11 protein-coding genes are annotated in these 16125 nt (G+C 61.2%); 2 read left to right on the top strand and 9 right to left on the bottom strand.

The window, feature by feature from the left end:
* Window positions 1–17 precede the first annotated feature (17 nt).
* The 8 genes from CKO40_RS19445 to CKO40_RS19410 form a co-directional block, all read right to left on the bottom strand.
* Window positions 18–1448 carry a TIGR03016 family PEP-CTERM system-associated outer membrane protein gene (locus CKO40_RS19445; RefSeq protein ID WP_200348117.1) on the bottom strand — a complete coding sequence of 477 codons (1431 nt, stop codon included), beginning with the start codon at window positions 1446–1448 and terminating at the stop codon, window positions 18–20.
* Between the two features lie 26 nt (window positions 1449–1474).
* A complete protein-coding gene (locus tag CKO40_RS19440) occupies window positions 1475–2380 on the bottom strand; it encodes an XrtA-associated tyrosine autokinase (protein WP_200348116.1) in 906 nt (301 codons plus the stop codon).
* A complete protein-coding gene (locus tag CKO40_RS19435; RefSeq protein WP_200348115.1) occupies window positions 2377–3951 on the bottom strand; it encodes an XrtA system polysaccharide chain length determinant in 1575 nt (524 codons plus the stop codon). The genes CKO40_RS19440 and CKO40_RS19435 overlap by 4 nt, the downstream gene beginning before the upstream one ends.
* A 65-nt stretch (window positions 3952–4016) precedes the next feature.
* Complete coding sequence (locus CKO40_RS19430; RefSeq protein ID WP_420827400.1) at window positions 4017–4649, bottom strand: XrtA/PEP-CTERM system exopolysaccharide export protein; 633 nt, start codon at window positions 4647–4649, stop codon at window positions 4017–4019.
* Window positions 4650–4842: 193 nt separating this feature from the next.
* Entirely contained in the window at window positions 4843–6420 is a 1578-nt protein-coding gene (locus CKO40_RS19425; RefSeq protein WP_200348113.1) for a hypothetical protein, read from the bottom strand.
* Window positions 6421–6434: 14 nt separating this feature from the next.
* A complete protein-coding gene (locus CKO40_RS19420; protein ID WP_200348112.1) occupies window positions 6435–8807 on the bottom strand; it encodes an efflux RND transporter permease subunit in 2373 nt (790 codons plus the stop codon).
* 185 nt (window positions 8808–8992) lie between these two features.
* The gene (locus tag CKO40_RS19415) at window positions 8993–9754 is read right to left on the bottom strand and encodes an outer membrane lipoprotein-sorting protein (protein ID WP_420827399.1); all 762 of its coding nucleotides are present in this window, start codon (window positions 9752–9754) and stop codon (window positions 8993–8995) included.
* Window positions 9755–9906: 152 nt separating this feature from the next.
* Window positions 9907–11622, bottom strand: coding sequence for an AAA family ATPase (locus CKO40_RS19410; RefSeq protein WP_200348110.1), 1716 nt, complete (start codon window positions 11620–11622; stop codon window positions 9907–9909).
* A 442-nt stretch (window positions 11623–12064) separates the two neighbouring features.
* On the opposite strand from CKO40_RS19410, the gene CKO40_RS19405 reads away from it, so the two are divergent.
* Entirely contained in the window at window positions 12065–12826 is a 762-nt protein-coding gene (locus tag CKO40_RS19405; protein WP_200348109.1) for a PEP-CTERM/exosortase system-associated acyltransferase, read from the top strand.
* A 95-nt stretch (window positions 12827–12921) separates the two neighbouring features.
* Window positions 12922–15720 (top strand): XrtA/PEP-CTERM system TPR-repeat protein PrsT, encoded by a 2799-nt coding sequence (gene prsT / locus CKO40_RS19400; protein ID WP_200348108.1) that lies wholly within the window; start codon window positions 12922–12924, stop codon window positions 15718–15720.
* Between the two features lie 27 nt (window positions 15721–15747).
* Here prsT and CKO40_RS19395 read toward each other — a convergent pair.
* The coding region (locus CKO40_RS19395) for a transposase (RefSeq protein WP_200348107.1) at window positions 15748–16125 on the bottom strand (378 nt) is incomplete at its 5' end.

The following is a 16125-nucleotide window of genomic DNA, read 5'->3' as shown; positions in this document are numbered from 1 at the left end:
CCAAACTAACGTCGGTTTCAGAAGGACTTCTGTAGCGTTGCCGTCACACGGTTTTCCTGATAACCGTCCTGATTGGCGCTCGAGTCGAGGTCGCGATAGCTGTAATCCAACGATGCACTGAGGCGCGGACCCAGCTGCCGTTGCAATCCCAGCCGAGTCGAATAGAGCGTCTGCTCCCCTTCCTGGTCGGCAAAACTGTTTTCCTGGATACTGCCACTCGCGATCAATGATGTACGCGGCGCCATTCGCCAAGAGACGTTGCCGACGATCGACTGTGCCTGCTCACTGCGATCGCTGACCTCGAATTCACGTTCCTCATGAAATACGCGCAAGCCCCACCCCGTCTTCCGCCGTTGTCCACTATAACCGGCACTGAGCCGCCGACTGACGAATGCACCGCTGCGCAGTTCCGGCGACTCGAGATCGAGGAATACCGGCTCGCCGTCGACGATCACAGCCTCTTCGACTGTCGAGCTGACACCGCGCGGGATGGTCTGATCGATCTCGAACTCGTTAACCGTCGTAATGTCTTCACTATAATCCAGGAATACTCGACTGTTCCTCAATCGATGCCGGAGCGAGGCACCATAACTCCTGCCAAACACGCGATCGCCAACGAATGCCTCCATGAATGTCCGCTCTCCAGCAGCGAAAGTCGCACCTATCTGCCAGGTGATATCGTCTTGCTGAGGATTGCCCTCCTCCTGATCGAAGTCGTCCTGTTCGTAGCCTATCGTCCCAAAAACACTGAATCGATCCGTCGCATTCCAGCGCGCGAGCGCTTCGATCGAGGCCAAGCTCGTTGACGCGCCGTCATCGAAATCGGTTTCCGACCAATCGGCCGAAAGCCCCCAGCCCAATCGCGAGAATAAGGCACCGCTAGTAAGGTTTAGCGACACTTCATTGCGTTGGCTATTGCTACCGCTAACCTCACTACTTTGCACATCGACACGATTATAACTGTAGCGTAATTGGAAGTCTGCGAAGTCATCAAACTGCTCGGTGTAAATAGGGCTAATTCGAAACGTGAGCACATCGCCACGGTTACCGTCTAAATTGAGATTATCACCACCGGCGCGCTCGCGAACCAATTGCCGCTGGCTGAAGCCCGCGGCTGCATCGATCGCCAGGCGATCTTCCACGACTTCGATGCCGCTATCAGCAAAGAATTGATGAAAAAAACTGGTTTCTCCAGTTTCCCGCCAATAGAAGAGACTTTGCAGGTTGTAACCAACCGAAGCGCGGGCCTGAGCGCCTTCCCGGTTGAAGTTAAAGCCCGTATTCAATTGTGTGATCAGATCTGACTCCTCATCACCGCGCGGCTCAAGGCGGATGTTGTCCGAAAAGACCTGACTCAACGAAAGCCTCGGGGTAAAATCCCAAGATGTATCGACCGCGAATGCAAAAGAACCCGCGGCCGTCAACACGACGCCCAAACCATAGAACAAGGATCGTGACCGCAAGCGGGCTCGATTCATTGACCCGCCCCATCTGGACCGTAGTTATAGCCGTATCCATAACCACCGTAGCCAAAATAACTTGCCCCTGGAAACGATCGGGCCTTGTTGAGGACTAGGCCGATGGGCTTGGACGTATCCAGCAGACCCAATGCATCCTTGACAGTATGCTGTAAGCTCTTGTGCGCCTCCACCACGAATACGATCTGGCCCACGAGCCCGGACAGCACGACTGCTTCGCTGGTGACCAACAATGGTGGTGCGTCAAAGATGATGATCCGATCCTCGTATCGATTCGCAAACTCTCGCACGAGCCGTTGCATATCGCCACTCGCTAGCAGCTCGTTGGCGCGCGGATGATACTCGCCCCGGGTAATGATGCGCAGCTTGGGCACGTTCGTCCGCAGCATGACATCGCCGGCATCCAACGAAGGCTTCAGGAGCAAATCGATGAGCCCAGGGCCTGACGGGATCTCGAGCGCGCGATGTAAGCGTGCGCGACCGACGTCGGCATCGACCAATAGCACCGTCTTATCCATCTCCATTGCGATGCTCATCGCCAGATTGATGGCGCTATAGGTCTTTCCCTCGCCCGGCAACGAGCTGGTGACCATGATCAGGTTGCCCTGCTCGACCAACGAGGCAGTACGGCCGAACGCATTCTCGAGCAGCGGACGCTTGATGATTCGGAATTCTTCCGCGACTCGAGTACGATCGGCATCAGGGGTCACATAGCCTTGAGTCTTCAAACTGACGAGATCGATATTGACTTGATCCCCATGATCAAGGTCATGATCATCTATCTCTGGCGCTGCCGATGCTGATGCTACCGCTGGCTCCGAGTAAGATCCTGATGCCTGTTCACTCAGCCGTCGCGCTGCCTGCTCGATCAGACTGGTACTGTCGTCATTCTCTTTGGTCATGCCAACAACTGCCCAATCGGTTTTAGATAGCTGCCCTCAGTGATCAATGTTAGACCATAGGCTGCCAACAGCAGGCCGGCGACAACAAAGAATGAGGCGAGCTCAAGACGACTCTTATTGCGCTGCTGCTCAGTGCCGTGCAGGATGACATTGCCCAAAACCGGGAAGCCGGTTACCTGATTCAGCGTGCGACGATCATCAAAGACGGGCCGCAGCAGCGATAACAAGAAGGCGAAACCACCGCCTGCGCCCAGTCCAAGCACCAATACACCGGAAAACAGGGCTGGTCGGTTAGGGGCTACCGGTGAGCCCGGCACCCGGGCCGGCTCAATGATACGGAACTGGACCTGCTCGCCTTGGTCCTCGACGTCTTGCGACATCTCTGCCTGTTCCCGTCGTTCCAGCAAGGCCATATAGTTCTGCTGATTGACCGAGTAGTCGCGATTCAAGCGCTTCAGCTCAGCCTCGATCTTGGGAATGGTATCAACGAGCCTCTGCAGCTCCTCGACCCGCCGCCGTTGTTCATCAACCCGAACCTGTAGCGAAGACACCTCAATATCCGCATTGGCTTTGGCCATTCTCAACTGCTGAAAGACCGGATTCGTTTCAAGTCCACCGCCCTGCTGCAGGCCCGATGTCTCGGGCTGTTGAGCGATTAAGGTTTCCCTCTGCGCTTTGAATTCTTCTAGCTTCCTTTCGATGGTGCGGATATCGGGGTGACGGTCGGTGAAGCTGAGTCTAAGCTCATCGAGCCGCTCCTGCAGCTGCTGAATGCGCGACTCGAGTGCAGGGTCAACGGATGCGCCCGAGGGTCCACTTGGCCCCATGATGCCGAACGTTGGCTCTTCGCCAGTAAGCTGACGCTCGATCTCGTCCCGGCGGCGCTTAGCCTCGCGAAGCCTGAGCTCGGTTTCGTTGAGAGCGTTCTGAGCTTGTTGAAGCCGAGAATAGTAATCGCCGCTCTCGCCGGGCAGCATCCCAACGTTCTCCCTCTTGAAGTTCGCAAGCCTCTCCTCAGCCTCGCTCAGACGTTGCTCATACGCCTCGATCTGCTGATCAATGAAGCGCCGCGCGACGTCAGAATCCGCACGCGTTTCTGATAACGAACCCTCGACGAAGATGTCGAGTACGGCCTGAACAACGGCATAGGCGTCCTGAGGACTACGCGAGCGATACGAAATCGTGTAGATGTTTGCGTCCCGCGCGCCCGAGATCCCGATGCCCCCCCGGAGCTTGCCGACCAACGCATCCATCTGCGAGTCGGTCTCGGCAGCGAGATGCATATCCGTCGCGCGCGCCACCTTTTCGAGCGTCGGACGCGTCAGCAGCATCCTCGTCATCATCTGAATCCGCTGATTGATGTCCGGATCGATCGCGAGACCCCGCAACAGCGGTGCCAGCATGGTCCGCGTGTCCACATAGACCCGTGCAGAAGCACGGTACTCGTCCGGTATGGTAGCCGTATAGCCCCAGCCGACGAGAGAGACCAACCAGGCGACAACCAGCACCAGCCACCGAAAGCGCCAGATGCCGCGCAGATACCCCAGCACCTGACTTAAAATTTCATGCATGCGATCCGGTACCTACGACGCAAATTGCGATTCTACTCGAGCGTGGCAACTCCGAGTCTAGGCGCTCAAAACCAGGTCTCAGGAATAATCAAGATGTCTCCCGGAAGCATGAAGACGTTTTCCTCGATCCTTCCGCGCTTGATGAGGTCATCCAGCCGCACGCTGAACTGCTTCGGCTTTCCGTCAACCTCGCGGATAATACTGGCGCGATTACCGGCCGCGAACTCGGTTAGCCCACCGACCTCGATCATCAGGTCTAGCGCTGTCATGTTCTCTCGGTATGGGACACCTTGAGGATTCGTTGCCTCACCCACGACGCGCACCTGCTGACTGTAAGGGCCGACGAATCCGGTGACGATCACAGTCACAACAGGATCGAGCACATAGGTCGCCAGGACCTCCTCCATCTCGCGCGCCAGCTCGGTCGGGGTGAGGCCAGAGGCGGGCACATCCTCGATCAGCGGTGTGGTGATCTTGCCGTCAGGACGGACCGGAACCGAAGATGACAGTTCCGGCAGGCCCCACACGAAGATGTTCACGTTATCGCCCGGCCCGATCAGATAGTCGGGAGCCTCGTCGAGCGCCATCGATGGTAGCGGGGGATATTTTGGAGCCGTCGAGCAAGCAGGCAGTACCAAGGCGACGAGGAACAGTACCGCCCATTGAGGTACAGTGCGTTTATGGCCTGACAAGCATATCTTCACTACCAATCCTCCAGCCACACTGGGTGCTTGACGTGACGTAGTTTAGGTGCCCCGCCTCGAGCTGACGCAGCGATACGATGAGGGCGGAGCATGCGACTCACTGTTGCAAAATAGCACATTTTCACGCGGCTAGTAAGCACAGATACCACGATTTGCAGCAATACAACAAGTGCTGTTGGCCGAGGCGTCAGAAGTGCGTCCGCAGACCAAGGGCCACAAAATCATTCTCTTGGTAGTAACCACCCAGTGTTTGGTCGGTACCCTCAAAATAATGGTAGGCCAAATAGATCTCATGCGGCTCCCAGCCGAGGAACCTGATCTGCGGATTGAGATAGAGATCACGTTTAGCGAGCCCAGCGAAGAAGCGCAGCCGGGCGCGCCAACGATCTCGGGCAAATCCACCCTCCAGATCACCGAATAGGTTCAAGGTCTTCTGACGGTCGAGCAATCCTGATGGCGCATCGAGCAGCTGAGTCCCACCAAGTTGGAGATTCACACGCAGTTCCTGGTCGCCCGGATAGAACTCGACCCCCGCGACCCAGTCAATCGCTTCGCGGGTGATATAACGGAGATCGGCCGTCGTGGCAGGCTGATCGCTGAGCCAGGCGGCCTCGAGCCTCCAGGTCGCTTGCTCGGTCACCAGCCCGAGGTCGCCACCGACCACCCAGGTGCGCGGATACTGAGCCACGAAGGTGTCTGGAGCCGCGCTCAGCGCGCCGGAGAGATCGCGCGGGTTTGCCAAGAGCTGCGCACGCACCCGTGGGTCGAGCGCGAAGTAAGGGAGTGATTGCCGCGTCTCCTGCACCGTCAGCGCATAATCGAAGCCGCGGCCAGGCCGGCTCAGTCGCACTCCCCATCCGCCGTCCCCGGCGGCATCCTCTTCGAAACGTCCACGCTGAACGAGCGGCGCGATCAACGGACTGAACGGCATTCCGATGAGCTCGCCCCTGCGCTTGTTCACCGGCGACCAGATGCTGTCGAGACGCGGCGTCTCGGCGGGACGAAAGCGCGGAATATACTGGAAGTCGAGCTTGAAGTCCCCAATGAACTCCTCCCATCGCGCCATCAGCACTGCGCGCCGACGATACTCGAGATCATCCAGCAGAGCGCGGCTGATGTCCTGGACGCTAAGCCGGTCCGTCGGCGGTATTTCGTCGACGCGTCTCCAGGTGACGATCTGCGGTCCGAGCGTGATGCGGCGATTCTGATCCTGATAGCGCAGATAGCTGGGGCCGTAGTCCAGCTCAAGGGTGTCAAAATTGTCGACGCCCGTCTGCAACGCCCCGTCGAGACGACCGGCCAGGCGGACTGACCACTGGCTGCTCAGGACCCATTCGGCGGCGAGATCCCCGCGCAAATAGTTGCTGGTGTCGGCTTGGCCTTGGTCTTGGGTAAGGACCCCGGCCTCGAGCCAAAGCCTTTCCAGCTCGATGGTTGGCTGAGCGGCCGAGCGAAAGGCCGAACCTGTCGTTGACCTCGTTGGATCAAGCTTCGGCTCGGCCGTTAGATCGTCTCCCAGGGCAGCGTTTGGCCTCGCTGTCGCGGCCGCAGGACGATCGGTCCTTTTAGGCATTCTTGGCTTGACTTCATCCTCGAGCTCCTCCTCGGGCTCAGGCTCAGGCTCAGCACCGCCGGCCGCCTCCGGAAGCGGCGGCGCCGGCCTGCCGAGCTCGATCACCTGCGCAGTCGTCGCGATTGGCTGCAGAAGCACCGCAGCCAGCGCAAACCGGGCCAGCGCAAACCGGGCCAGCGCAAATCGGGCCAAGGGAGAAACGCCAATCATTCCGTCTGACCACCCGTAGGCGACGATGCCGGCGCCGTCGAACGTCTAAACCAGGCGCCCGCAGTCACCATCACCAAGGCGGGCAGCACCAGCAGGTCAAACAACAGCGCGGTCACCAGCCCGAGCGCCGTCAGCAGTCCGAACTCCATCGTCGGCAAGAACTGAGAAGTGCCCAGGATCAAGAACTGCGCGCTGAGGATCAAGGTTGTTGCCACCACCGCCCGCCCGGCATGTTGAAAGGTTCGCGCCAGCGCCCAGACCGGTGAACGGCCTGCTCGGCGGCGCCGACGGTAACCGTAATAGACGTGAATCGTGTCATCGACGGCGATGCCGACCGCAACGCCGGCGATCATGGCGGTCGCCAAATCTAGCCAGATCCCGAACAGGCCCATCACGATGAAGATCACCAGGATCGGCGAGAGATTCGGCACCATGCAGAGCAGCGCGGCCGACAGCGAGCGCCAGATGACGAGCATGAGCACGAAGATCAGGCCGGCGGCCAGCAGCAGCCCGCGAATCTGTCCCTCGATCAGCAGCTGCTCCTGATCGCCGAATAGTCGGCCGAAGCCGGCGGTCTGAAAGTCCAGCTCCCCGAGCGGTTGCTGCTGCAGGTAGTCCTCGATGGCAGCGATGGTCGCATTGATCTGACGTGCGCCGTTGATATTAAGATTGAGCAAGACCCGCGTCGTTTGGAAATCACGGTCTACCAGTTCCCAGAGATCGTTGCCATCGTAGATAAAAAGGTACTGCGCGATCAGATCGCCCCGCTCCGGCAGGCGCCGATTCGTCGGGTCTTCGGCGTGAAAGCCCCAGTGCATCTCCTCGATCACATCGACCATGGTCGTGACGCGATCGACCTCGTCGCGGCCCGCAACCCATTCGCGAAAACCCTGGATCTGCCGCAGCTGCTCCAGCTCCTTGAACGCACCGCGGGACGGCGCCTCGAACACCACCTCCAGCGCGGTGACACCGGAGAGCTTCTCGGTCAGGAGCTGGTTGGACTGGGTGATCGGATGATCGGCCTTGAAGAAGCGGAACAGATCGCTCTCGACCTCGACATCGGCGATGCGCGGCGCCCCCGCGGCCAACAGCCCCACCGTAACCAGCAGGACCCAAAGCGGGCGGCGCATCCCGAGCCGGCGCAGCCAGGCCACCGGCGCATCCAAGACGTTGATGCCTCGTCCGGGTCGCGCCCAGCCGCCCCGGTCCCAGCGCGCGAAGATCGCAGGCAGGACCCAGGCGACCAGCAGGTAGAGCATCAGCACGCCCACCGCGGCCGCCTGGCCGAGCGCATGCACCGGCGGGATCTCGCTCATGCTCAACGAGATCAACCCCGCTGCGGTGGTCAAGGCCGTGAACAGGGCCGGTCGGTGGATCGCCTCCCAGGCCCGCTCCACTCGTCGGGATCGAGCGACGGTGGCGGCGACGTCCGCCACCGCTGCTTCAGCGCCGGCCCCTTCTACAGCACCGACCCCCGCATGCCGCCCGCTGCCCCGCTCGACGAGGGCGAGCGCGTTGTAGAGATGCAGCAACAGCGCCACCGAGAGCGAGACCATCAACGGCGGCAGGATGGCCGTGACCAGCGTAAAGGGCTGCCCCAGCAGCACCAAAGTCAGCAACGCCGTGCCAACGGCTGCATGCATGACCGCGAGCGCCGCAATCAAGGCCAGCCAGCGCCGGAACAGCCAGGCGATCAGCGCCAGACCGATCAGCAGCGTTGCCGGTACGAAGATCAGGCTGTCCCGGAGCGTTGCGCGCAATTGCGCGGCGTCGAGCGGCGTCTGCCCCGACAGCGCCACCAGCGCATCGTTGATCCCAACCTGCCCCAGCGCATCCAGAAAGGCGCCTTCCACCTCCAAGCGCTGCAAACTATTCTCAAGCTCATGAGGCCGCACCGCAAGCGCAATCAGCTCACCATCGTCCGAGACCAGCAGGCCGGGCGCGAAGCGATCCGCTTGCAGCCGCGCGCGCCGTTCCGCGGGCGTGAGGCGCGTGCGGATCGCCGAATCCAGCAGCGGCTCGACCTGGAAGCCGTCGACACTGCCGCTGATGTGATCGAGCGTCTCCGGCGCCAGCACCCGCTCCACCAGCGGATGCTGCTGCATCACCGCGACGACCTGCTCGAGCCGCTCGAGGAACGCGTCACCGTAGAGTTGCTCGCCGGCGAAGGCCGCGACCAACACTTCGTCACCGGGGAAGCGCTCGCGCAGCTCACGCTCGAAGACCGCCGCCGGGCTCTGAGGCGGGACGTAGGCCTCAGCGGAATTGTTGATCGTCAGCGACAGCGCAGCGGCCACCAACGGCGCGATCGCCATCACCACAAGGATCAGCAGTGCCGCAACAGGCGGGAGGCGCAGAGGATTCAGCATCGGCAAACCCTACCAGCCACGGCACAAGACGGCTGACGGCTGACGCCAAATAGAAGCGAGCGCGCCATATCGCGGGTCAGCACAGGATTCAGCAACAGGCTCAAGCCGTCAGCCAGTGCAGGCCAGACCTTCCGTTCGAGTCGACGGCGAGGCAAAGGGACCGGATCGACCACAGCAGATGGCGTTCAAGGGCGGAACCGCTGTTCGAGCGACGGGTCCTGCAACGCACGATTGGTGAAGAGACGCTCCGGCAGATTGCGATCATAGACGGTTTGCTCGTTCACTACTCGCGTCTGGTGCTGAGACTCCAGATCCTTCATCACACTGTCGGTCACCGTCCAGTAGCCCTGAATCCGCTCGACCTTGTAGACCCGAAGGCGCTTGAACGGTCTCGGCTCTCCGGGCCGGTAGAAATCGACCCGCATCGGGATCAGCGTCTCGGGATGGATCCAGCTGAGGCGTCGACCATAGACCGAGCTGTCCGGGTCGATCGGGACACTCTCCAATACCTCGGTCTTGACGCCTTCAAGGGTCTCTTCGCGGAGCCACCGATGCCGGTCCTCGTCGACGTCGCGGTCCTGCAGGTCCTCGTAGAACAGATCAGAGCCGACGAAACGTCCGCCACGACGCGACGACGGGATGCGACGGTCCCGCTTGAGGGCCGGCAGATAGATCCACTGGTCCGTGCTGCCATCGGCGTGGTCGATGGTCAACAAGCCGGTGTCGGCGATATCTGCCGGGGCCGTAAAACGGATCAGGTTAGCGACCTCACCCCCGGCACCCTCCCGTCGAAAGCTGTAAAGCTTCCGGACACGAGGCTCGCGGCCGGCCTCCGAGAGCACCATCGTACCCTGGCTGGCCGCATCGTCGCCATCCGGCCGATTATCAACCCGCTGCGCCAGCGCCCGCCCGCGCTCGAGCGCGTCGGCAGCAGATGCAGGCAGCATCGGCACAAACAGCCCGCTCACCAACAATCCAAGCAATAGAAAGCGGAGCGGCAAGAAACCGGGCTCCAGATCGCGCTGAGCACTGGTCGCACGAGACGTCCATAACGGTGAGAAATTTGGCATGGTCTGGATCAGCCCTTGGTAAGAAAACGTTACGATGGCGGCGAAGAACCTTCCATGGAGACATCCGGCGAGCGAAGTAGCCGCAAGAGATCAGAGGCGCGCCATTCGAGCAGGTCGCGAGGCAACAGGATCAACACGACAAAGACAACGATACCCAGGACGATGGGACCGCGTCTCCTCATCACTCGGACGCGTCTCGCTCGCGGCCCAACAGGCATCAAGGCCGGCGGGGATCGTTCTGGAGAAGGAGTCGGGGGAAGATCGCCAGCGTCTTCCACCGCGAGACCGGGCGGCGGACTCCCGAGATCGAGATCGGCAGTGCGTTGATCAACGTCTTCCACCGCGAGCCCAGGCGGGGGACCCAACTTGGCATCAGTCCGCTGCGCGGAAGCCCCCTCGATAGGCTTCTGCTGAGCCTGCGCCGCCCCAGTAGCAGAGCCAACCCCGGCTTGCTCGCGATCCGCAGATGAATCGGACCGGGCCACAGGGCTAACTTGGCCATCCGGGGCTGCCGATTCAGCTGAAGCCGAAGACGCCGGGGGGGTCGAGCCAGAGCCAGAGCCGGCACCAAAACCAGTGCCGGCGCCAGAACTTGATCCAGAGTTGCAACTCGCGTTGGATGCGCTCAGCGACTGTTCAGGGCCGCCGGTCTCTGGCCCAGCCGTTGGGTCGAGCGCCAGCTTCCCGGTTGCGGTTGCCTCAGGCGCGGGCTCGTCTGTTGCGGCGTCCTTCTCGCCTGACTGAATGCCCTCTTCCTGAAGCCCCTCTTCCTGGAGATCCTCTTCCGCCTGATTGGCAACGGTCGCAGAAGGATCTGGCGACGGATGGGCCAACGGCTCAGGCTCCGGCGGCGTCCAGATCAGTCCCTGGTCGATCGCTGCCCAGTCGACCTCGGCATCCGAGCCAGCGGACCGACCGTCAGCCGCTGGCGCGAGCTCCTCCTCGCCGAGTTCGGCAACGAGATCAACGGCGTCTTCGCGGCTGAGGCTGTGCAGCTCACCGATGCAGCCATGCAGAAGCAAACGGCTGCAGATCAGGTTGATCCGTCGCGGCACGCCCTGACTGAACGCGAACACCGTCTCCATGACCCCTGGCTCGAACACCGGATCACCCTGCCAGCCGGCGATTTCGAGTCGGTGGCGCACGTAAGCGATGGCCTCTTCCGGGCCAAGCGGCTGAAGATGCCAGGCTGCGATCAGCCGTTGATGCAATTGCTCCATCTCAGGACGGCGGACCAGCTGCCGCAATGGCTCCTGGCCGACCAGTACGATCTGCAACAGGGGTCGGTTCCCCTCGTGCAGGTTCGTCAGCAGACGCAGTTCTTCGAGCGCTGGGGCGTTCAGATCCTGCGCCTCATCGATGATCAGCAGGGTGCGAATGCCCCGGAGGTAATCATCCTTGACCCGTTCCATCAGCTGCTGCAGCAGCATCGCCTTCGGCTGCTCCCTGGACTTCAGCCCGAGCGAGTACGCCGTCATGCGCAGCAGATCCTCGGCCTCCAAGCGCGTGCTCAGCAGTGTCGCCGCCCGTGTTGTCTGTTTTGGCAGGTTGCTCAGCAGCTCGTTGATCAGCGTGGTCTTACCGGTGCCCGGGCTGCCGGTCACCATCACGAACCCTTCAGCCCGATGCAGCGCATAGTCTACGTAGGCCCGCGCACGCGCGTAGTTTCGGTGCGGGAAACAGAACCGGTGATCAGCGCTGAGACGGAACGGGTCCTCCCTCAGTCCATAGAACGCCTCAAACATCACACCGCCAACAGATCATCGTCAGCCATGAGGGGTCTTTGAAAGCCACGTTAGCCCATTCGAACAGTCGATGCCGACTCGAACGATCGCGAAAGACCGGATGGCGAAGATGGGCTCAGATCTCAATTTACTACCACTACGCATGAGCGAGGCGCACAGCCGTCACGGGGCATCCAGAAGCTCGACACCGGCCCAGATACGCTTGAGCAGGCAGTATGTTATAAGGCTGACCCAGATACCAGCCGGTGTTGTGCGCTCTGTGAGCCTCACATCACATCAGTCTGTCAGACTGCTTGTAAACTGGTGCCTTGAAGCTGGTGTCAGTAAACTCTCCGTTTACATCATGGCAGCATTCTGGGGCAACAGTCGACGCGATAATGAGCGAGCCCCAGTGAAGTAAGGGCCCTGGCTGAAGCTGCCGCCAACGAGAGTTCCTCTTCACATGAGTAACACATCCACCTCCCTTGCCAGCGCCTTCGACCAATTCTTCGAGATCATCCCCGCGGAGACCGACGCGTTGCGCGATCGCGTCTACCGGATCAGGTACCAAGTGTATTGCGAGGAGATGCAGTTCGAGTCCAAAGAAGACCATCCAAACGGACGCGAGATCGATGACTTCGATGCCCACTCGGTGCACGGCCTACTGCGACACCGTCCGTCAGGCGAATTCGCTGGCTGCGTACGCCTCGTGCTGAACCACTCCCAGGGCCGAGAGCCTCAGCTGCCGCTCGAGCGCTACTGCAGCCATAGTCTAGACCGCAGTGTGCTCGACCTCAGCCAGCTTGACCGTCGGACCTTCGGCGAGATCTCAAGACTCGCGATCGTCTCGCGCTTCCGCCGCCGCCCCGGAGAGGCGCAGACGCCACATGGCGTGGCAGACGAGGCTGCGGGGCTGGAGCCGACGGAACGCCGGGTGTTTCCGCACATCGCACTCGGCCTTTATCTCGCCGCCGCGGCCATGAGCCTGCAGCGCGGCATGAACATGGCGGTGGTGATGATGGAGCCGCGACTCGCCAGACACATGCGCTACTTCGGAATCAACTTCGTCAAGGCCGGCGATATCATTGATCATCACGGCATGCGCGGGCCATTCTATATCACGAAGGAGAGCCTACATCGGGATATCAAGCCCGAAATCGGCGAGCTCCTATCGATGGTCGGGCGCCAGCTCATCGATGCCGGACCACCCTCGCAGACCGCTTGACGGACTTCGACCGCCGGCCGGCGGCTCAACGTAAGCCCTTTGACCACAGCACGGACACGAATCGGACCATGCACACCCTCAACACGCGGTCAACAATGCGTCGCCTCATTCCACTGCTGACGGTGTGGCTCGCGGCCCTGGTGCTCGTCAGCGGCTGCGGCAAAGTCACCTATTCGGCCGAGGAGCATGTCGCACGGGCCGAGCAGGCCTATGCCGAGGGAAACCTCCGGCAGGCCGTGATCGAGATCAAGAACGCGCTGCAGCAGGAGCCCGACCGCGCCGAGGCACGGCGCCTGCTTGGCGAATTCAACCTGCTGCTCGGCAAGGCCGTCGAAGCCGAGGCCGAACTCGTACGCGCCGAGGACCTCGGTGGCGACCCGAGCGCATTGCGCCTACCGCTGCTTCGCGCCTGGCTGATGCAGGGCAAGAACGAGGCGGTCATCGATGCGACCGCATCGATGCAGACATTCGGCGAGGCGCAACAACCGACGGCACTGACGCTGCGTGCACAGGCGTTACTGGCAGAAGGACAGCTCGACGAGGCCCGCAGCGCATTGGACCAAGCGCTGGAGCTCGAGCCCCAGGCCGCGGAGGCGCTGCTCGGACTCGCCTGGGTCGAATGGCTGAATGAGGACCCCGAGGCTACTCGCACCCAGTTGCGCGCGGCACTCGACGCTGAGCCAACCTTGGATCGCGCCTGGGAGCTTCTCGGCGACGTCGAGCGCGAGGCCGGCCAGCTCGAGGCGGCCGAGGCGGCCTACACCAAGGCGCTAGAAACCACTCGCCAACCCTTCTCTCCCCGGTTCAAGCGCGCGCTGACCCAGCTCTTCCAGCAAGACTACGAAGGCGCCGACCAGGACGTACAGGCACTGCAAGCGCAGTTTGAAGAGCACGCGGCCGTGAGCTACATGCGCGGACTCATTGCCTTCTATCAGCAGCGCTACGAGGACGCACGCACCGAGCTGGAAGAAACCTTGTCGCGTGACCCCAACTACCTCCCCGCGGCTTTCTACTTAGGTGCGAGCCATTACGCGCTCGAAAACTGGCAACAGGCGGAAAACCATCTCAGTCGCTACGCCAGGCGTGTCCCGGAATCAGCGGAGGCCTCGCGGCTACTCGCGCTAACCCGCCTGCGAGAAGGTGATAGCGAGCGTGCCGAGCAAGCCTTGCACTCAGTACTCGAGCACAACCCGGAAGACCAAGCAACGCTCGCGCTGATGAGCAACCTGTACCTTGCGCAAGGTCGCGCCGACGAGGCATTGCACCATCTCCGCAGGGTCATTGCCGTGGAGCCGGAATCGGCTGGCACTCGCGCGCAGCTCGGTCTCGCGCTGCTTCAGGAAGGTCAGCGCGAGAAAGGCTTTAGTGAGCTCGAGCGGGCCATTCAGCTCGCTCCAGAACAGGAAAGCCTCCGCCTGGAGGTCGCGATGATCCTCGAGCGGCTGCGGGCGAAAGAACATCAACAGGCCCTCGAACTGATCGAGCGGCTCCGCGACCGCGATGACGTCAAGCTTGCGCTCTACTACAATCTCAAGGGGCTCGCCTATCTCGGTGCGGGCGACACGGCCGCAGCCGAAGCGATCTTCCGCGACGGCCTGGACTCGGTCCCTGACGCTAAGGCCGATCTCGCCAGCAACCTTGCGGGGCTGATGGCGCGCGATGGACGCGTCGATGAGGCAAAGGCGCTAACCACAACCTATCTCGAAGACTATCCCGAGCATCTTGGATTGCTGTCGAACGCGGCACGACTGGATGCGGCCAGAGGCGATCTGGTCGAGGCCGAAGCCCTGCTCGAGCGCGCTGTTGCAGCGCACCCAAACGCCCTTGCACCGCGGCGCGGACTGGCCGAGATCTACCTGCAAACCGATCGGCCTGAGGAAGCCGTCGTCCTGCTGCGCGAAGGCGAGGAAGCGTATGGCAGCTCCGTGGATTGGCTGCGTCTCATGACATTGGCCCTGCTGCGAAGCGAGGATCGCGAGTCTGCCGTCAATATCTTGAGACGGCTTCAGGAGCAGCAGCCCGAAGCAGCCGACGTGCCGATGCTGCTCGGCCGACTGCTGGTTGATCTAGGACGCGAAGACGAAGGGCTTGCCGCCCTTGAGCGCGGGCTCGAGCTTCACCCCGACCACCTTGAGGCACGGCTGATCGTCGTCGAGCTGCTCACGCGGCAAGGGCGCATCGACGAGGCTGCGGAGGTGCTTGCCCCGGCGCAAGCTCAGCATCCGGATCATCCGCAGGTTCTGGGGCTCGCCGGCGCCATCGCCAATAACCAGGGCCGCTTGGACGATTCCTTGACGGCGTTCGAGAAAGCCTTGGAACAGGACCCCGACGACCGCTACCTGGTCGGCGCGCTGGCCCAAGCTCAGGCCGAGGCTGGCGATCGAAACGGGTCTGTGCAAACGCTGTCCAACTGGATGCAAAGGCACCCGGAGGATCAGGAACTGCGCCTGCGCCTTGCCAATCAGCTACTTGCGCTTCAACGTAATGAAGAGGCAATCACGGTATATCGCCGTTTCCTAGAGCGTTCCCCAGATAACCTGATCGCTCTGAATAATCTTGCCTGGCTTCTGCGTACTAAGGAACCCGAAGAAGCCACTCAACTTGTAGAAAGGGCCATCGAGCAAGCTCCGGCGGGGGGCGCGATTCTTGATACCAAGGGCATTATCGAGATGGAGCAAGGCAACCTCGGAGCCGCCGTCTCTACGCTTATCAAGGCTATACAGCTGAGCCCGGAAAGCCCAGCGATTCGACTCAACCTCGCAAAGGCACTGATCAAATCGAACCGCAAGACGGAAGCTCGTGAGCAATTGAAAAGGATCATCTCTGATCATCCGGGAAGCAGCGAGCACAAAGAGGCACATGAGCTTCTAGCAACGTTGCCCCAGGCAAACTGACCCGCAAAATGCGGCCTCACATTATAGTCATCCGCAGATTTCTTCATAGTCTAAGACATGCGGCACGAAACGCTCGATCCAGGACCGCACATAGGAGCAATACTGACTGGCTTCGTTGAAGGTCAAGCGGATGTGGTGTTTCAGTTCGTCGAGCGAGCCGATAAAGTTGACCGAGATGACCCGTTTGATTGTTTTCCAGATGAATTCGATCGGGTTGAGGTCCGGTGCGTAGGGTGGCAGGAAGACCAGCTCGAGGGCGTGTTCCTTGGCCGCCTGCCTGACTTCGGCGGCGTGATGGCTGCTGAAGTGGTCGAGGATCACGATGATGGCCCGGTAGTCGGCGTTAGCGGCCCGGATGGCGTCGAAGAACGCGGCGATCGCCGTCTGGTTAGACCGGGGCAAGAA

It is taken from the genome of Halochromatium glycolicum (genome assembly GCF_016584085.1).
GTDB lineage: Bacteria > Pseudomonadota > Gammaproteobacteria > Chromatiales > Chromatiaceae > Lamprobacter > Lamprobacter glycolicus.
The sequence above is the reverse complement of the archived record's forward strand: the minus strand, read 5'-3'. Positions and strand labels throughout refer to the sequence as shown.